At 37.9% G+C, this 19239-nt stretch carries 11 protein-coding genes and 6 pseudogenes; 7 read left to right on the forward strand and 10 right to left on the reverse strand.

Annotated features, from left to right (window positions below):
- Window positions 1–5: 5 nt before the first annotated feature.
- The 8 genes and pseudogenes from HX13_RS02265 to hutH form a co-directional block, all read right to left on the reverse strand.
- The gene (locus tag HX13_RS02265) at window positions 6–371 is read right to left on the reverse strand and encodes a hypothetical protein (protein WP_050019748.1); all 366 of its coding nucleotides are present in this window, start codon (window positions 369–371) and stop codon (window positions 6–8) included.
- Window positions 368–2056, reverse strand: a pseudogene (locus HX13_RS02270) (C45 family autoproteolytic acyltransferase/hydolase). Before HX13_RS02270 ends, HX13_RS02265 begins: the two are co-directional and overlap by 4 nt.
- A gap of 21 nt (window positions 2057–2077) precedes the next feature.
- Window positions 2078–3587, reverse strand: a pseudogene (locus tag HX13_RS02275) (phytoene desaturase family protein); the annotation flags it as partial.
- Window positions 3588–3753: 166 nt separating this feature from the next.
- Window positions 3754–4640 (reverse strand): annotated as a pseudogene (locus HX13_RS02280) (lipid A biosynthesis acyltransferase).
- A gap of 148 nt (window positions 4641–4788) precedes the next feature.
- Window positions 4789–4995 carry an acyl carrier protein gene (locus tag HX13_RS02285; RefSeq protein ID WP_316931219.1) on the reverse strand — a complete coding sequence of 69 codons (207 nt, stop codon included), beginning with the start codon at window positions 4993–4995 and terminating at the stop codon, window positions 4789–4791.
- A gap of 5 nt (window positions 4996–5000) precedes the next feature.
- Entirely contained in the window at window positions 5001–6221 is a 1221-nt protein-coding gene (locus HX13_RS02290; RefSeq protein WP_050019749.1) for a beta-ketoacyl-[acyl-carrier-protein] synthase family protein, read from the reverse strand.
- Between the two features lie 102 nt (window positions 6222–6323).
- The gene (fabG, locus tag HX13_RS02295) at window positions 6324–7055 is read right to left on the reverse strand and encodes a 3-oxoacyl-ACP reductase FabG (protein ID WP_050019750.1); all 732 of its coding nucleotides are present in this window, start codon (window positions 7053–7055) and stop codon (window positions 6324–6326) included.
- Window positions 7056–7130: 75 nt separating this feature from the next.
- Complete coding sequence (gene hutH, locus HX13_RS02300) at window positions 7131–8651, reverse strand: histidine ammonia-lyase (RefSeq protein ID WP_050019751.1); 1521 nt, start codon at window positions 8649–8651, stop codon at window positions 7131–7133.
- Window positions 8652–8749: 98 nt separating this feature from the next.
- On the opposite strand from hutH, the gene HX13_RS02305 reads away from it, so the two are divergent.
- Window positions 8750–10006: an NAD(P)/FAD-dependent oxidoreductase gene (locus HX13_RS02305; RefSeq protein ID WP_050019752.1), complete on the forward strand. Its 1257-nt coding sequence runs from the start codon at window positions 8750–8752 to the stop codon at window positions 10004–10006.
- Between the two features lie 44 nt (window positions 10007–10050).
- On the opposite strand, the pseudogene HX13_RS02310 reads toward HX13_RS02305, so the two are convergent.
- Window positions 10051–11344: pseudogene (locus HX13_RS02310) on the reverse strand (phenylacetate--CoA ligase family protein).
- Between the two features lie 84 nt (window positions 11345–11428).
- On the reverse strand, window positions 11429–13117 hold the full coding sequence (locus tag HX13_RS25895; RefSeq protein WP_050019753.1) for a M23 family metallopeptidase: 1689 nt from the start codon (window positions 13115–13117) through the stop codon (window positions 11429–11431).
- 428 nt (window positions 13118–13545) lie between these two features.
- On the opposite strand from HX13_RS25895, the pseudogene ileS reads away from it, so the two are divergent.
- The 6 genes and pseudogenes from ileS (at window position 13546) to HX13_RS02345 (ending at window position 19210) form a co-directional block, all read left to right on the forward strand.
- A pseudogene (gene ileS / locus HX13_RS02320) lies at window positions 13546–16942 on the forward strand (isoleucine--tRNA ligase).
- 58 nt (window positions 16943–17000) lie between these two features.
- Window positions 17001–17381, forward strand: a complete 381-nt coding sequence (locus tag HX13_RS02325; protein WP_050019754.1) for a TraR/DksA family transcriptional regulator — start codon at window positions 17001–17003, stop codon at window positions 17379–17381.
- Between the two features lie 78 nt (window positions 17382–17459).
- Entirely contained in the window at window positions 17460–17705 is a 246-nt protein-coding gene (locus tag HX13_RS02330) for a DUF6576 domain-containing protein (protein WP_050019755.1), read from the forward strand.
- Window positions 17706–17721: 16 nt separating this feature from the next.
- On the forward strand, window positions 17722–17916 hold the full coding sequence (locus HX13_RS02335) for a DUF2683 family protein (protein WP_050019756.1): 195 nt from the start codon (window positions 17722–17724) through the stop codon (window positions 17914–17916).
- Complete coding sequence (locus tag HX13_RS02340) at window positions 17916–18554, forward strand: lipoprotein signal peptidase (RefSeq protein ID WP_050019757.1); 639 nt, start codon at window positions 17916–17918, stop codon at window positions 18552–18554. Before HX13_RS02335 ends, HX13_RS02340 begins: the two co-directional genes overlap by 1 nt.
- Before the next feature lie 10 nt (window positions 18555–18564).
- A pseudogene (locus tag HX13_RS02345) lies at window positions 18565–19210 on the forward strand (vancomycin high temperature exclusion protein).
- Window positions 19211–19239: the final 29 nt, after the last annotated feature.

The raw sequence follows: 19239 nt of genomic DNA on the forward strand, positions 1-19239 counted from the left end.
ATCAATTATTTATAAACAACATCAGAAAATGACAAAGGGCCCATCATAATGGTCACGAATATAGCAATAATTACCAGGGCCAATTGGGTTGTATGATATACTTTCGTTCTATCGTTTGCACTTATTTCAAAGGTAAATTTAATTTTATCCGGCCTGCTGATAATTCTCCAGACCAGTATAAGAACCACAATATTCAGCAGTACCGGTAAAAAGAGAAATATTTTATGACCATAGTTATCGGGATTATTTCCATAGCTGTGAATCGGTATGGTTTCCGGAACCGAGCCATATACGGTGCATAAGTAAATGGTATAATACAGAAGCACTGCAATAGGAATACAGAACAATAATTTTATATATCTCGGGATCATCTCAACTTCTTTACGGCTTTTTTCAAATATTTCTCAACTTCTCTCTGATCAGGAACCGTTGTAATTTCCTTACTCATTGCTTTTTCAAGCTCACTCTTTGCTTTTGAATATTCTTTCCGGTAAAAATAGTATTTCCCTGCCAGATAATAGACTTTCCAGAAGTCAGGATTTAAGGATTGATAGTGGTTGATAAAAGAATCTGTGAGAATTTCTTTTTTGTGAAGTGCATCATTGAGCTGTACCGTTAAAGTTCTGTACTCTTCGTAATTTTTAAATTCCCCGGAATCAGCAAACGGATCGCGGGCAATATTCAATGTTGATTTCGAAAGATTGTGTCTCAGGAGACCATTGTCAGAAAATATTTCATTGAGGTCATAACATACAAATTCTCCCAGTTGGTAAGGGTTTGATGATACCCAGGCTAATCTTTTCTGGGGAGAAAATATAACGGCATGATGGGCTAAAAGCTGGTTCAGCGCTTTTTCGTTGCCATACCCTATTTTTTTATCCTTCAATCCTGATCTGTCTCTTAAAATAGCCGCCATTTTTTCAGGAGTGAGCTTCTCATCTTTTTCTAAATGCTCCTGAAGCTTTTCATAACGGTATACCGAGTGGCTTTCTTCAATCTGCTTCCGGTTTCTTGGATCATCTTTATAAACATCTGACTGAAAGTGATTGGTGCAAAGAACTTTGTTTGTATTCCGGACTTTATAAACCCCTGTTTTTTTCGGTGAGACTTCAATGATTACAGCATTTTTATCTTCTGCACTTCCTACCAGAATGGATTCTGAAACAAAAACTTTTCTCTTGCGGGCAATGGCAATTGCTTCATCAATATTTTGGGCATATTGTAAAATCTCCCTGGTCACCAAAGAAATCGGCGTTTTGGCCGTCAACGGGATTTTTGATTTTCCGGCATTGATGGTAACCGTTATTCCTTTTTTATTCATACCGGAGACTACGCCGATCATTCCCGGCCAGCTTACAGACATATAAGGAATTCCGTCTTCCGGTTGTACAAACTCTACCAGTTTTATTTTTAGCAAAGTCATCGCCTACATAGAAGTCAAAAATTTCTCCCGATCAGCAAGTCACCGTCTTCCGTATTTTCGTTCCATACAGCCAGAGAAGTACAGCCTACCATAGCCAGGTCCTGTAAAGCGTGCCCGATATCATGGGCTCCGTGCAGGTAAAGATTTCTTAAATACCTTGGAGCTATAAAATCATACCGGTCAGAAGAATATTGCGATAATCCGTATAGCTCAGTCTGGTAATCTTCCCGGACATTCAGATACATTTTCCTTCCGTACCATTTTAAAAAGCCGTTCAATAATTTCTGTTTGAATCTGGACGGAACAAATGCTTCTATTTTTGAAAAGAAAATTTCTTCCTGTTCCTGCATTAATTTTTGTGTTAATGCACCATTGTTATACCCTAGTTGCAAAGGGTTTCCTTTGATATAAAGCTCCCACAGCTGCTGTTTATTTTTAGTCAGAAAATTTTGATTGTAACTAAAAAGTCGTGTCATTGATTTGAGTAACTTTTGGGATCTCCAGTGAATATCTGCTTACATCGGGAAGATGATGAATAGACTTTGATATCCCGCATGAAACAGGAATAAAAGCTAAAATAAAGTAAAGAAGCAGCCTCTTGGAAGAAAGGTAAATGGTAATAGTTTTTTTCACGGTTAGTCTTAATTAGGTCATTTGCCTGAGGCGCTTATCAATCTTATCTTTTCCCAAAATTTCAGAGCACGTGTTAAAAGCTCCGATCGTTACTCCCAGAATCCCGTGCATATTTACAGACTGCCCCGTCAAAAAAAGATTATCAATTTTAGTGCGGGGGGAAACCATTGTTTTCAGGGGATTATCTGAGCTTTTCATGTATCCGTACATGTTTCCTTCAAAACTGCCGATGTAATCGCGATAAGACAATGGTGAGGAAGTATATATTTTTTTGATGGAATGCCTGAGGCCGGGAATCTTTTTTTCCAGTGCATTAAGCATTTTTTTCAGTTCTGTCCAGCTTAAACTTCTCATACGCTTCTCCTCTTTCATGCTCGTCTGCTACAGTATTGAAAGTATGGCTCCATTCTTTCACCTCATCAAAATCCATATATGAAATGGCTGTCAGGCTTTCAGCAAATTCAGCATGGGTCTTCGAGGGTGTAGATGAAAGCATATACGTTTCCGGCCATGCGTCCTTTTGATAATGAAAGGCATTCCAAACCAGGTCTTCTGATGAATAATGATAGATGTTGTAATTAAAATTCGGAATAGAATGAGGTTTTAATACCAGATAAACACTAAAGCACGAAGAAACCGGCTTCCAGCTCAAAACCCTGTTTAAAAAGGACTTCTTTAATCTTTCTTCTCCAATGAGTTTTATGGTAGAACGAATTTCAATATTAGAAATAAACTGCCGGGCATTGTATACCTTTCCGTCCCGTGTTTTTACCGAAGCAAGCACATTATTTTCATTGAATATAAATTCTGAAACTTCAGCATGTTTGTGTATTTCCGCACCATACTGCCGGAGCTTTCTGATCAGCAGTTTTGAAATCTGGCTTCCTCCTTTTACACATTTGTAAGCACTCTGGATATAAGAATTCACAGTAAGGGCATGTACGTAAAAAGGAATATTCTCAGAATCACCGGCATATAAAAAGTTAGATCCCAGTAATACAGCCTGAAGTTTTCTATTGGGGGTAACCGATTCAATGAACCTTTTGGTATTCAGGTGCAGAATTTCCTCATTATAGCTTTCTCTTCCTACAACATGATATCTTGGAAACTGGCTGCAGACATATTGGATTTCTTCACAATAATTTTCAAGGTTTTCTCTTTCTTCAGGAAAATATCTGGATAATTGCTCTACAAAATTCTGATAGCCTTGTGCATGTGGATATTCAAAGTCCTCTTCTCCAAAAGAAATTCTGTCATATCCGTCTTCATCCATCTTCTGAAGCTCCAGTTCATCCATGATTTCCAGATAGGAAAAGAACCTGTTCAGATTCTGTCCTTTTGAAAGCCCACCTAAATAATGCACTCCGGTATCAAAAATCAGTTTATCCCTTGAAAAAGTCTGCAAATTTCCTCCATATTGATTATTTTTCTCCAAAACACAAACCTTTAGACCTTCTTTCGCCAAAACAAGAGCCGAAACAAGGCCTCCCAATCCGCTTCCGATTACAAGTATGTCATATTCTTTCTTCAAAGGAGCATGTGTTTTTTAATTAAGAGTTGAGGAAATTAAGAAGATTCTGAGATTTTTATTATGCAAAGAAACCTTATTGGTGTAACAGCATGTAACGATCTTAAATTCCCAATAAGTCTCAATAGTTTTTAGTTTTTTATTAATTTATGTGGTAAAAATAGAAAAATTAATCAACATCATCCCAAAAATCGAAATAATTAAACCACTGCAAAGGATATTTTTTTACCATCGTTTCAAGATTTTGAACATAAGAATTCAAAAGTCCCTGGGAATCGCGGTTTTTAATATTCTGAGCGACTCTGGCATACAGATGATAATGAAGGTTTTCTTCTTTCATCACATACACATACACTACAGGAACTCCCAACCGGGATGCAATGAGAAAAGGTCCGGCCGGAAATTTTGCACTTTTCCCCAAAAGCTCGGCTTCCAGGTATTTTGATCCTTCAAAATAGCGGTCTCCTGTGAAGCAAATCAGCTCATTATTGGATAAAGCCTGATTAATTTCAAAAATATGAGACATATCTTCCTTGACATAGATAAATTTGATATTGCTCTTTTTTACGGCAACACTTTCAAGGTATTCTTTGATCACTGTAACCTCCTGATCTGTAGTCACCAGATTGATCCGGCAATCAAAATCAATATCGGCAAAAAAAATGCTCCGCTACTTCAAAATTTCCGATGTGGGCACTGATCAGTACGCCTCCTTTTTTTTGCTGCCAGCAGATTTCTGAGGTTCTCAATTCCATCAAATTCATACGTATACTTCTCTCTCAGTCCTGCAGAAATCGCAGTCTTGTCAATCAATACCTTCCCAAAGGTAAAATAGCTTTTAAATATGGAAAATCTGGACTTCCAATATCCGTAATTGAGCCTCTTCCGGAAATAATAAAGAATATGCAGGTTGCTTTTTTTCTGAAATATAAAATAGTAGGCCGCAACAAAATAAAGCACGAAATATGAACTTCTGATCCCGATATTTCTAATACACCAGACAAATATTTGGTACCCCAAAACCGTCCCTTTAGATTTACCTTTCCACTTGTTCATATGTATAATTTACCGATATAACAGTATACCAATGTATCAATACCATTCGGTATGATTAACAGATTGCTATAGCATTACATTGGTCATTTTAATGTATAATTAAGCGTTCTTTTCCGCAATCTTTGTTTCAATCGTTGTATAGAAATCATCAAATGTCACCATTTTTTTTAAAATCGGCTTCTCCTAATTTCACCCCGAAATTAGATTCTATCACAACGACCATATCAATATAATCCAGGCTGTCTAAGCCCAGTGTATTTTTAAGATTGGCATCGTTACTGATTTCGTCCCCGTCTACCTCGAATTCATTTACCAAAAAATCATTAACGATGGCAACAATTTTCTCCCTTTCCATGTTTTTTAATCAAATTTTTTAACTATTAGTGCAGAATTGGTTCCCCCAAACCCGAAAGAATTCGACAAAAATACGTCAATTTTTTGATTTTTTGTTTTGGAGACTAAATTTATCTTTTGCGCCTCATTATCAGGGTTTTCCAGATTGATATTAGGAGCAATAAAATCATTCTGCATCATCAGGATAGAGTAAATAACTTCACTTGCCCCCGCCATCCAGCACTCATGTCCCGTCATCGATTTGGTGGAACTTACCGGAACTTCGCTTCCGAAGATCTCATAAATAGCCTTCGCTTCATTGGCATCTCCAATCGGGGTAGAAGTAGCGTGAGCGTTAATATAATCAATATCAGAAGCCTGTAACCCGGATTGTTTCAGGGCCCTGTCCATTGCCAAAGCAGGTCCGTCCACGTTCGGGGTTGAAATATGACCACCGTTCGAAGAGAAACCATAGCCTATGATTTCAGCAATGATGGGAACGCCCCTCCTTTGAGCAGATTCCAGGCTTTCCACGATCAAAGTGGCAGCTCCTCCACTTGGGATTAAGCCGTCTCTTCCCGCATCGAAAGGTCTTGAGGCTTTTGCCGGTTCATCTTCTCGCACGGAGAAAACTCCTAAGCCATCAAAACTTGCCATAGAATATTTGTTGGTTTCCTGGGCTCCTCCGCAGATAATCATATCCTGGAAACCATTTTTTATCATCATATAGGCAAGGCCCAAAGAATGTGATCCGCTGGCACATGCCGCACTGATGGTAAGATTGATCCCTTTCAGCTTAAAAATAGTGGAAAGGTTCATCGTCACCGTTGAATTCATTGATTTAAAGATCGCGCCCGACCCCATCAATGTAGTATCTTTCTTTTCCCTTGCAATATCGATAGATTCTACTACCGCCTGGGAAACACTGTCATTTCCGTATAAAATTCCCACTTCATGGGTGTCCAGAAAAGTTTCATCAAGATTGGCCTGTTTCAGGGCATCCATTGTTGCAAGATAAGCATACTCACTCTCCTCTCCCATACTGACACGCTGACGCCTGTTAAGAAGGTTTTTCAGGTCCGGTTTGGGAACTACTCCGGTAAGTCCCGATCTGAATCCGAATTCTTTTCTTTCTTTGTCTAAAACAATTCCTGATTTTCCTTGATATAGGGATTCCCTGACCTCTTCTAAAGACGTCCCGATGCAGGAATAAATTCCCATTCCGGTAATTACAACCCTATTTTCCATATGTTCCTATTGAATTTAGCAATGTATCATCTGGTAAGTAGCCCTATCTGTTGAGATCAATCAATATCGGCACACTGGTACATTGGTATATTGTTATATTATTTATGAGTAAATCCCTCCGTTAATATTAATCACTTCTCCGGTAATGTATGAAGATTTTTTAGACGCTAAAAATGCTACTAAATCTGCAACTTCCTCTGCTTCTCCAAACCTGTTGGCAGGAATCATTGCCTTCAGTTCGTCCTCATTAAAATCCTGGGTCATATCTGTTTTAATAAAACCGGGAGCAACAGCATTTACCGTAACGTTTCTTTTAGCTACTTCCTGGGCAAGGGCTTTAGTGGCTCCTACCAGAGCTCCTTTCGCAGCTGAATAGTTCGTCTGACCGGCAGTTCCTTTTACTCCGGAAACAGAGACCATATTGATGATCCGTCCATATTTATTACGGAGAAGTTTCTGAATAAAGAAATGGGTTACATTGAAAAATCCGTTAAGACTTGTATTGACTACACTGTTCCAGTCCTCTTTCTGCATCCACATAAATAAGCCGTCCCTGGTAATACCTGCGTTATTGACTATAACTTCTACTACAGCATCGGCATTTCTTTCCTGCCATGCAGTAAGAACATCTTTTGTTTCCTCGGCATTCCCCACATCAAACTTAAGTATTTCTCCTGTAGCCCCCAGTTCTTCCACTCTGGACAGGGTTTCTTTTGCTGCGGCTTCATTAGAAGCGTAGTTGATCAGTATATGATAGTTGTTGTCTTCAGCCAGTTTTATACAGATTGCTCTTCCGATACCTCTGGAGCCTCCTGTTACGATTGCACATTTCATGCGTTAGTGTTTATGTTGTTGTTAGTTTTTTTTAAGTTAGCTTTATTTGTAAAGACAATTAATCTCATTCAGAAATTACACGGTCTTCAAATATTTCTTTACTTCTTCCAGATAGGGATACATCACCATATCATCAGAGAAAGCAGGAATAATTTTTCTGATTTCATCATATAGCTCCTTTGTAGAAGATGAAACCTTATCCTGAAAATCAAGATATTCAATAGCCTGAACGATTGTAATTGCTTCAATTGCCAATACTTCGAAGGCATTTTCAATCACTTTTCTGCAGATAACCGCAGCATTTGTTCCCATACTTACGATATCCTGGTTATCGTTATTATTAGGAATACTGTGAACATACATGGAATTCGACAGCATCTGGCTTTCTGCCGTAGTAGATGTTGCTGTAAACTGGACTCCCTGCATCCCGAAATTGAAACCTAATTTACCTAAATTTACAAAAGGAGGCAAGATTTCATTGATTTTAGCATTTAAAAGATAATTTAATTGTCTCTCCGCAAGCATTGTCAGCTTGGTTACCACAATCTTAAGCTTGTCCATTTCCAGAGAAATATAATCTCCATGGAAATTTCCTCCATGGTAAACATGTTGGTCTTCTACATTGATAATCGGATTATCATTGGCAGAGTTAATTTCATTTTCAAGAACTTTCTCCGTATACTCCAATGTATCCAGTACAGGTCCCAAAATCTGCGGAACACAACGTAAAGAATAATATTCCTGAACTTTTTCTTTAAATACTTTTTCCTGTTCCTCAAAGTGAGTGTAAAGATGATCTGCTCTTTTTCTGATCAGCTTGCTGTCTGCCAGATGCGCCCTCATTTTTTCTGCAACTTTCTGTTGCCCGTAGTGTTTCTTGGTTCCGTTTAAAACTTCTGATAAATGATCGTCATAAGCCTGGACAATCTCATTGATTGCGCAGGACAGTTTAATGGAAATATCTGTTAACTGATTGGCTTTATAAGCATTCACAATACCAATTCCTGACATTACGGAAGTCCCGTTCATTAAGGCAAGGCCTTCTCTGATTTCAACTTTGATAGGCTCCAATCCTTCCAATTGAAAAACTTCAGGGGTTGATTTTCTTTCTCCTTTATAAAAAACTTCTCCTTCTCCGATCAGCACCAGAGCCAGGTGAGCCAGCTGAACCAGGTCTCCACTTGCTCCTACTCCTCCATGTTCAAAAATTAAGGGAACAATATCCCTGTTGATCAGCTCTTTAAGAAGATAAATAACAGACTCATGCACTCCTGAATTCCCTAAAGACAGCGTATTCAATCTTGCCAGCATACAGGCTTTCACTTCCTGCGCAGGTAAAGGATTGCCGATTCCTGAAGAGTGGCTTCTGATCAGGTTGTATTGAAGCTGATGGGTATCTTCGTCACTGATCTTGAATTGGGCCATCGGCCCAAAACCGGTATTCACACCATATATTACTTTATTTTTTGAAAATTCCTTTAAAAACTGAAAACTTGCATTCACTCTTGATAAAAGTGATTCATTCAGTTCGATTTTCTCATTCCCAATGATAATTTTTTGAAAGTCTTTCAGTCCTAAAAAGTTATTTATTTTCATTAATCAAAAGTAATAGTTGATAATTTTGTAAAATATTAATTATTTGTCACTAATTTTGCGGCAAAGATAGAAGTTATTATTAAAATAAAAAATCAAAGATGAGCAAAGAATTTGTTGACGTTCTCGTAATCGGAGCCGGGCCTTCGGGATGCGTATCTTCTTCATATCTAAAGAAGAATAATGTCAACGTAAAAGTTGTCGAAAAGGCAAAATTCCCCAGACTTGTTGTTGGGGAAAGCTTAATTCCAAGAGTAATGGACCACTTTGATGAAGCAGGACTTTTTCCGGCATTGGACAAGATGGGCTTTGAAAAAAAACTAGGAGCACGTTTCCTCCGCGGCGATGAAGTCTGCATTTTTGATTTCAGTAATAAATTCGGCGAAGGATGGGATTGGACCTGGCAGGTTCCCAGGGCTGATTTTGACAATACATTGGCACAGGAAGTCATTAATAAAGGAATCGATCTTGAATTTGAAACAGAAGTTATAGATATCAGGTTTGACGGAACAGATTCTGTGACCACCGTTAAAAATAAAAATGGGGAAACCAAAGAAATCCATGCCAAATTTGTAATTGACTCAAGTGGCTATGGAAGAGTTCTTCCCAGACTGCTAGACCTGGAAAAACCTTCAAAACTCTCTCCACATTCCGCTATCTTTTCTCATGTAAAAGACATCAACAGAGAAGAAGGAGAAGAGGGAACTTTAATTTCTTTTGATATCATTGAAACGGAAGTATGGCTTTGGGTTATTCCTTTTTCCAATGGGAATACCAGCCTGGGAATTGTAGGCCCTACTGATTATATTGATAAGCTGTCCACCAATGGTGATACTGCTGAAGCCTTAAGAAAAGCCATTTCCCTTTCAGATTATTATGTAAAACGCTTTGGTGATGTAGAATTTTTGTTTGAGCCAAGACACCTGAAAGATTATTCATGTTCTGTAAAAAAATTATTTGGGGACGGATTTGCCCTAACCGGGAATGCTTCTGAATTCCTTGACCCTGTTTTCTCATCGGGAATGGCTTTCGCTACGGAATCAGGGATGCTTGCTGCAAAACTGGCTTTAAGGCAGTTAAACGGTGAGAAAATTAACTGGCAAACAGAATATACCGATTATATTCTATATGGCGTGGATGTTTTCACTACCTATGTAAAGGAGTGGTACACCGGAAATCTTCAGGAATTATTCTTCCACCAGCCGGAAAATCCGGATGTAAAGAAAAAAATATGTGCTGTATTGGCAGGGTATGTCTGGAATAAAGATAATCCTTTTGTAAAAAAGCATGATACAGTGATCAAAAATCTTGCAAACCTCATCAAATCAGAAAAACAGGAACAACAAAATCAAGCATAAAAAACGGCCTGAAATTCAGGCCGTTTTTTATGCTTCTGATTCATTTATCTTAAATCAATAAAAGTAATGGGTTTTCTGCTATTGGGATTGAAAACAACCTTGGAAAGAATATCAAAGTCCACCATTTCAATTTTCGGGCTCACTCTCAGCTTGGCACGGAAATGATCCCTTACTTCATTTACAAAAACTTCACTTTCTTCTTCCGTACTCAATTTGATGATAATCTCATCAAGCCCTATTTCATTAGACCGGATCACAATCTGATAACATAAGATAGTATTGAAATCGTTCAGAATATCATTCATTGCCGGTGGATACAATGTGGTACCCTTATATTTGATCATTTGCTGCTTCCTTCCAATCACGGGGCCGAGCCTCATTGTATTTCTTCCACATTCGCAAGGTTCGTAGTGTGCTTTTACAATGTCCCCGGTTTTAAATCTCAATAAAGGAAGAGCTTCTACTCCCAGCGTGGTGACGGTTAATTCTCCACTCTCTCCTTCTTTTACAGGATTACCTTCATCATCCAAAAATTTCTGTGATAATAAGCTCGGGATGATGATGCCCCCCTACCTGATATTCACATTCCGTAAAGGCTGTACTCATTTCAGTGGATGCATAGGTTGAGAACAATCTGATGTCCCATTTTTCTTTGATCTTCTGTGAAAGGATATTATCAGTAAAGTCCTGGTTTTTGATGCTTTCTCCTATACAAACAGCTCCGTAAACACTTGAATTTTTATAGTCGATACCATGCTTTTCTGCATAATCAATCATTTTTAGCAGAAAGGAAGGAACTGTGATTAAATATTTGGGCTTATATCTGAAAATGGAGTCCCATTGCAGCTCAGGAATCCCCGGTCCCATCCTGACAACACTGGCTCCCATTTTTCTTAAACCTAAAAAATAAGCAAGCCCTGCCATAAACCTCTTATCTATGGTTGTAATCATCTGTACAACATCTCCTTTTCGGATACCGGCACAAGCAAAGGATATGGCTTCATTATAGGCCAGTCTTTCAAGATCATTATCAGATAATCCAAAAGTAACAGGATCGCCCAACGTTCCGGAAGTAGTACTATAATCTACAATTTTATCCGGTGGAATACAGAAAAAATCGTGGTTGTTCTGCTGCAGATCATTTTTAGTAGTCGTAGGTATTTTCTGCAGATCTTCCAATGTTCTGATTTCTTCAATATTGATTTTGTTTTCTTTGAACAGCTGCTGATAAAACGGAGAATGAGTATCAAGATAGATCAACAGTTCGCGGAGCTTTTCCTCCTGAAAACGTTTGATTTCCTGAATGCCGGATTTTTCGATGGGTGGATAGAATTCCAATGGTGTTTATTTTTAAAGGACAAATTTATCTAAAATTAAAGGATTGAAGTAGTAAAAGATGAAAAGATACTCTTCTTTGTTTATTTATCTCTGAAAGGTAAAAGTTTGTACATTGGTATTCCCTGCTGTATTGATGGTGGTAACTTTTAAGGTATGCAAACCTGAACCTTTCGGGCATTTTTCATCAAAAATATATACAAAATCATTCTTCACCCTGGCGAAACGAAGCCATTTGCCGTCCAGTTCTGCCCGGAATGAAGTGATGTCCCCCACTTTTGTACTGCCTTTCAACCGTAAGGAACTGCTATTGACAACGGATCCTTCCTTCCAGCCCGAAAGAACAGACGGCAAAGTATTATCCAAAACCAATCTGACGGTTCCCAGCCTGTTAAACTGTCCTTCCACCCAATCACCATTCCATTTTCCTTTTACGGCATCCGTATCGCTTCCATAATCAAACAAAACGACTATTTTTTCTTTTTCTTCCCTGCTTAATTTTTTATTGGGTTTAATTTTTATCGTATAATTATCATGAACGGGAATATAAGGACTATGTAAAACAACCGTATTGGAGATCACATTAATATCGGATACCTGTTCTTCATAGGCATTAAAATTGACAGCGTCATAAAACGCATTTTTACTGAAACTGATCTCAGAATTCTGTGTAGTGATTATTTTGGATTCATTGGGTTGCACCATATTCCCTGTCGGGTTAATTTTATTTACTGGTGTGCCAAGCTGGACTTTTGTTGTTAACCGGCTTGTATTTCCTTTAACATCTTTTAAAATAATTTCAATCTGATGAACCTCATTATCCTGAAGGTTAATAATCCCGGATAAACCTGGATTACTATAGTTCTGCAATCTCGTTCCCGGCAAGACTGACAGATGTTGAATACTTATTTTATCTCTGGAAAATTTAGTATAATCAATACATCCGTTCTCATACCGGGTATCATCATAACTCACTTTATCAATAGAAAAACTATAGATTGATTTACCATCCATTATTAATTCCGCCTGATAAACTCCAAGATTGAATCCCTTATTCGCCTTATCCACAGCTTTGATTGCAAAACTTATCAGAGGTGAATTGACTCTGACCACATCAGCAGTATAAGCATTTCCTGCTTTTTTAACAGCAACACTGTTTGCTCCCGGCTCATAGGTACTGAACCTCCGGTCATACCAATACAGCCCGCTGATAATCGGGGCAACATTATCAGGAATCGCAAAGCCAAAGAGCAAGGGATTAAGACATTCTTCCGTTTTTGTATCCCGGATTTCAAAATGCAGATGTGGACCTGCTGATCCGCCGGTATTTCCGCTCAAAGCAATAAGCTGGCCTTTTGTAACCGGAAATTGTCCTGGCTGAAAGGTGATATCCTGTTCCCATTTTTCGTCTTTATATTGTCTTTCTTTTACATACGCGTCAAGTTGATCAAAATATTTGTTCAGATGAGCATAAACAGTTGTATATCCATTGGGATGGGTAATGTATATTGCATTTCCAAAGCCGTATCGTTCCACTTTTATTCTGCTTACATAGCCATCTGCTGCTGCAAGTACAGACAGGTTTTCCTGACTGTTAGTCCGAAGGTCCAGTCCCATATGGAAATGATTGGTTCTTACTGCCCCGAAATTGGCAGCCAGCTGCATGGGAATATTCAGTGGATTGCGGAAATAATTTTGGGGATAGTTATTTTGGGCTTGTGTGATGATTGTATAGATAAAACAGGTCGCAATCATCAGTTTAGAGAAGATTTTCATACAGCATTTGGGTTTAGTTCTTAAATATATGAGATTTCAAGCAATGATCGTGCTATATTGCTTTAGCTGGTTTTATTTTTCCCACAGATCAAACAGATTTTCATAGATGGTTATGGATAAATCTGCGAAATCTGTTTGAGCTGCGAGAAATTATATTTAAGTTTGAGCTAAAGCCAATGGATTGGTTTAATTTTTTTTAAGAGGGCTAAAGCCCACTTCTATTGAATAAACAGGCTTCTAAAGCTATTAAAACCTATATTGAAAATCCACTTATTTATCATCATCATTCACTTTTTCCTCTTCTTTTTACTTATATTTCTGAAATTGAACTTTTTAATAGAAATTACCTAAATAAAACATATATTATAAACCGACAAAAATCACTAAATTTGCAGACTTAATTAATCAACGATATTGAGATCTATACAATGAGCCAATTTAAAGAATACAAAAACCTCAACCTTATTGACGTAGCAGAGAATGTAGCAGAATTTTGGAAACAAAATAAAACTTTCAATAAAAGTGTTGAGATCCGTCAGGGAAATCCTGAGTTTGTTTTTTATGAGGGTCCGCCTTCAGCAAACGGTATGCCTGGAATTCACCACGTAATGGCAAGAGCATTAAAGGATATTTTTTGTCGTTTCCAGACTCAGAACGGAAAGCAGGTTTTCCGTAAAGCGGGTTGGGATACACATGGACTTCCTGTTGAACTTGGAGTGGAAAAAGAATTAGGAATCACCAAGGAAGATATTGGCAAAAAAATCTCTATTGAAGACTATAACAAAGCTTGTCGTGAAGCGGTAATGCGTTATACTGACGTATGGAATAACCTTACTGAAAAAATCGGATATTGGGTAGATCTTGATGATCCGTATATCACGTACAAGTCAAAATACATGGAAACCGTCTGGTGGCTGTTGAAGCAATTATACGACAAAAATTTGTTGTATAAAGGCTACACCATCCAGCCTTACTCTCCAAAAGCGGGAACAGGACTTTCTTCCCATGAACTGAACCAGCCTGGAACCTATCGTGATGTTTCCGATACAACGGTTGTAGCTCAGTTTAAAGTGAAAAAAGATTCTTCCACTTTGTTTAACGATGTTGACGGAGACGTTCATATCCTTGCATGGACAACCACTCCATGGACGCTACCATCCAATACAGCGCTTACCGTGGGAAGAGATATCGAATATGTATTGGTTAAAACATTCAACCAATACACCTTTGAACCGGTAACAGTTGTATTATCCAGCGTTCTTTTACCTAAAGTATTCGGTAAGAAATATACGGAAGGCACTGATGAAGATTTTGCCAGCTATACTCCGGAAACCAAAGTAATTCCATACAGGATTTTAAAAGAGTTTACCGGAGAAAAACTTGTTGACACAAGATATGAGCAATTGGTTCCTTGGTTTACACCAAACGATAATCCTGAAAATGCATTCAGAGTGATCTTAGGTGATTTTGTAACTACTGAGGATGGTACAGGTATTGTGCATACAGCTCCTACTTTTGGTGCTGATGATGCTAGAGTTGCTAAAATGGCTCAGCCTGAGATCCCGCCCATGTTGGTAAAAGATGAAAATGACAATCTTGTTCCATTGGTAGATTTACAGGGTAAATTCATTCAGGGAGAAAATGTCCCTGAAGTATTTTCAGGAAAATATATCAAAAATGAATACTACGATGAAGGAACTGCTCCTGAAAAATCATGGGATGTAGAACTTGCAATCTTGTTGAAAACAGAGAACAAAGCCTTCAAAGTAGAAAAATATGTTCACTCTTATCCACACTGCTGGAGAACAGATAAGCCTGTATTGTACTATCCGCTGGATTCCTGGTTTGTAAAAATGACTGCTGTAAAGGACAGACTGGTTAACTTAAACAAAGAAATCAACTGGAAGCCTAAAGCGACAGGTGAGGGACGTTTTGCCAACTGGCTGGAAAATGTAAATGACTGGAACTTATCCCGTTCAAGATATTGGGGAATTCCGTTACCAATCTGGAGAACGGATGACCTGAAAGAAGAAAAGATCATAGGTTCTGTAGAGGAGCTTTACAACGAAATTGAAAAGTCCGTTGCAGCAGGATACATGAAAGAAAACCCGTTCAAAGGTTTCATTATCGGAAATATGTCTGAATCTAACTATGAGCTGGTTGATCTTCACAAAAATGTAGTAGACAAAGTAATTCTTGTTTCCGATTCAGGAAAAGCAATGAAGCGTGAAAGCGATCTGATTGACGTTTGGTTCGATTCAGGTTCTATGCCATATGCTCAGTTGCACTATCCTTTTGAAAATAAAGAGTTAATCGACAACAATAAAGCATTCCCGGCTGACTTCATCGCAGAGGGTGTAGACCAGACCCGTGGCTGGTTCTATACATTACACGCTATCGGTACAGCTGTTTTTGATTCTGTTGCTTATAAAAATGTAATGAGTAACGGTCTTGTTCTGGATAAAAACGGACAAAAAAATGTCAAAACGTTTAGGAAATGCGGTAGATCCGTTCGAAACACTATCTGTTTACGGACCTGATGCCACCCGTTGGTATATGATCTCTAATGCCAACCCATGGGAAAACCTGAAGTTTGACATTGAAGGAATTGATGAGGTGAGAAGAAAGTTCTTCGGAACCCTTTATAACACCTATTCATTCTTTGCATTGTATGCCAACGTTGATGGGTTCAACTATTCAGAGAAAGAAATAGAAAATCGTCCTGAAATTGACAGATGGATACTTTCTGAGCTGAACTTGTTAATCAAAGAAGTAAAAGCATTCTATGAAGATTACGAACCAACAAGAGTTGCCAGGGCCATCAGCACATTTGTGAATGATAACCTGAGTAACTGGTATGTAAGATTGTGCAGAAGACGTTTCTGGAAAGGAGATTATTCGGATGATAAGATCTCTGCGTACCAGACTTTGTACACCTGTCTTGAAGTAGTGGCTAAATTATCCGCCCCTATTGCGCCGTTCTTTATGGATCAGTTGTATCAGGATTTAAATAAAGTGACAGGTAAGGAAAATTGTGAGTCTGTACATCTTACCGACTTCCCGGTAGCTGATGAAAGTTTAATCGATCAGGATCTGGTTGAAAAAACCCACCTGGCACAGAATATCACCAGTATGGTTTTCTCTCTCAGAAAGAAAGAAAACGTAAAGGTACGTCAGCCCCTGCAAAAAGTATTGATTCCTGTACTGGATGCTAAAACGGAAGCACAGATTCTTGCTATGGCAGACCTTATCAAACAGGAAGTAAATGTTAAAGAATTACAATTGATCAATGCGGAGGAAGCCGCTCACTTAATTGTAAAACAAATAAAGCCTAATTTCAAAGCTCTGGGCCCTAAACTAGGAAAGGATATGAAGGTAGTAGGAACTGAGATCAGCAATCTTACCCCAGAACAGATTACCGTTCTTGAAAAAGAAGGAAAGCTAGATATCCAGGGATATGAGATCACCCTTGATGATGTGGAAATTTCTACAAAAGACATCCCGGGATGGACGGTAACTACTGATGGAAAAACAACTGTGGCATTAGATTTGACGTTAACAGATGAGTTAAAATCTGAAGGTATTGCAAGAGAATTTATTAACAGAGTTCAAAACCTGAGAAAAGATAAAGATTTTGAGCTGACAGACAGAATTACAATCTTCCTTGAAGAAAATTCACCATTCATGGAAGATATTAAGAAAAATGAGGAATATATTTCTTCTGAAGTCTTGTCAAATAAAATAGAAATTGTATCTTCACTTTTAAATTTTAACGAAATCGAGATAGATGAGGTTAATTTTAAGATAAATATTGAAAAAAATTAACATGTAGTTATTGTATTTCAAATTCCATTTCATAATTTTATTAAAAAAGAGAAAGAATATGTCAGACGAAAGAGTTAGATACAGCGATGCTGATTTGCAGGAATTTAAAGCAGTTATTAAAGAAAAAATAGAAAAAGCAGAAAAAGATCTTCAACTGATCAGAGAAAGTTTCATCAATGATCAAAATAATGGTACAGATGATACTTCTCCTACCTTCAAAGCTTTTGAAGAAGGCGCAGAAACGTTGAGTAAGGAGCAGAATTCTATTTTGGCAGGAAGACAGGAAAAATTCGTGCGTGACCTTAAGAATGCTTTAATCAGAATCGAAAATAAAACGTATGGTGTCTGCAGAGTAACAGGAAAACTGATTCCTAAGGAAAGATTATTAGCTGTTCCTCATGCCACGTTGAGCATCGAAGCGAAAAATATGCAGAAATAGCCGAAAGGTTTGTAAAATAATATTGGGTTTATATCGTATTCATGGATACTTTATAAACCTAATTTTTAATGTATACCCATGAACGAAGTATTAATTTTGGTGATCATTGTGGCGGCAGCGTTGGCTTTTTTCAACAGGGAATGGATCAGAAGCAGATTTTTCCCGAAAAAACACACTTACTACACCATTGATGATCAGTTTAACTCTGATAAACGCGAACGGGAGAAGGAAATCGACAAGCTATTGGGTAAGATGGGCAAAAACGGAGTCAATGACCTGTCTGCAAAAGACAGAAAAAGACTTGAAGAATTGTCTAAAATGTAACAATTAAATATAAGAAATGGAATCTATCATAGTACATCCGAAAAATTCTATGGAGCTCAACGCATTGAAAAGCGTTTTGAAAGAAATGAACATCAAGTTTGAAAAGGCTCATGTTAAAAGTTCCTTTAACGGACAAAAAGTAATCAAGAAAGCCAGCGACAATAAAAATGGTAAAGCGTCTACAAAACCTTCTAAACCTAAAGGACAGTAATGAAAAAGATTTTAGCGATAACATTTTTAGTATTATTGATTGACCAGGCTTCAAAAATTTATATTAAAACGCATTTCAACCTGGATGACAGTGTTTCTGTTTTTCCGGGATTTAAGCTCACCTTTGTGGAAAATCCGGGAATGGCTTACGGCCTTCATTTCGGAGGGGTTATCGGAAAATACTTTCTGGTCATCTTAAGACTTTTTCTGATCGGAGGAATGGTTTACATGTTCAGAAAATGGTTGCAGCAAGGCGCTTCCAACTACCTTTTAATTCCAATGTCCATTATTTTTGCAGGAGCAATAGGAAACATTATTGACGGAATGTTCTACGGGATGATCTTCGACAGCGGAACGGTATATGATCCAAGCATAGACCGATGGATCGGCTATGGCGGTATTTCCAAATTTGTTCCGTTCGGACAAGGGTATTCCACCTTCATGAAAGGCTGTGTAGTAGATATGCTTCACTTCCCGCTGGTAGACTGGTATGTTCCTGATAACTGGCCTATCATCGGAGGTAAACATCTTGAATTCTTTAAATATATTTTCAATGTAGCAGACTCTGCTATTACCGTAGGTGCTGCTTTATTACTTATTTTCAGAAAAAAAGCATTCCCGAATGGTCTTGAATTTTAAGAAATATTGAATGAAAAGAATATTCCTAAATATTTTAAAAATTTTCCTGCTTCTTTTTGTAGCAGGAATTATTTTTATTGCCTGGGCTAATTATAGCATTAAAAAAGAAAGCGAGACCTCTGTATCCTATAACATCGCCGATGTTCCTGAAACTAAAACGGCCCTGTTATTGGGAACCGGAAAAGCGTTAAATAACGGGATGCCCAACGCCTATTTTTATAATAGAATTAAAGCGGCTGCAGATTTGTACAAGAGTGGAAAAGTAAAATACATCATTGTAAGTGGTGATAACAGCACTAAGGATTATAATGAACCTGAAGACATGCAGCTTGCATTGATCCAACAAGGTGTTCCTCAAGATAAGATTATTTTGGATCATGCCGGATTCAGGACGCTGGATTCTGTAGTAAGAGCTAAAGATATCTTTGGGCAAACCAAATTGGTGATTATCTCTCAGAAATTCCATAACGAAAGAGCCGTTTTTTTTAGCCCAACAAAATGGAATAGATGCATTCGGGTATAATGCAGAAGATGTGAATAAATATGCAGGGTTAAAAACCAATTTAAGGGAATATCTTGCCAAAGCCAAGGTGTATTGGGATCTTATCTTTGGTGTACAACCTAAGTTTGGTGGTAATAAGATTATAATTCCTTAATTTTTTTGACTGCAGATGATACGGATTTT

It is taken from the genome of Chryseobacterium sp. P1-3 (assembly GCF_000738495.1).
GTDB classification, from domain to species: Bacteria; Bacteroidota; Bacteroidia; order Flavobacteriales; family Weeksellaceae; genus Chryseobacterium; species Chryseobacterium gallinarum.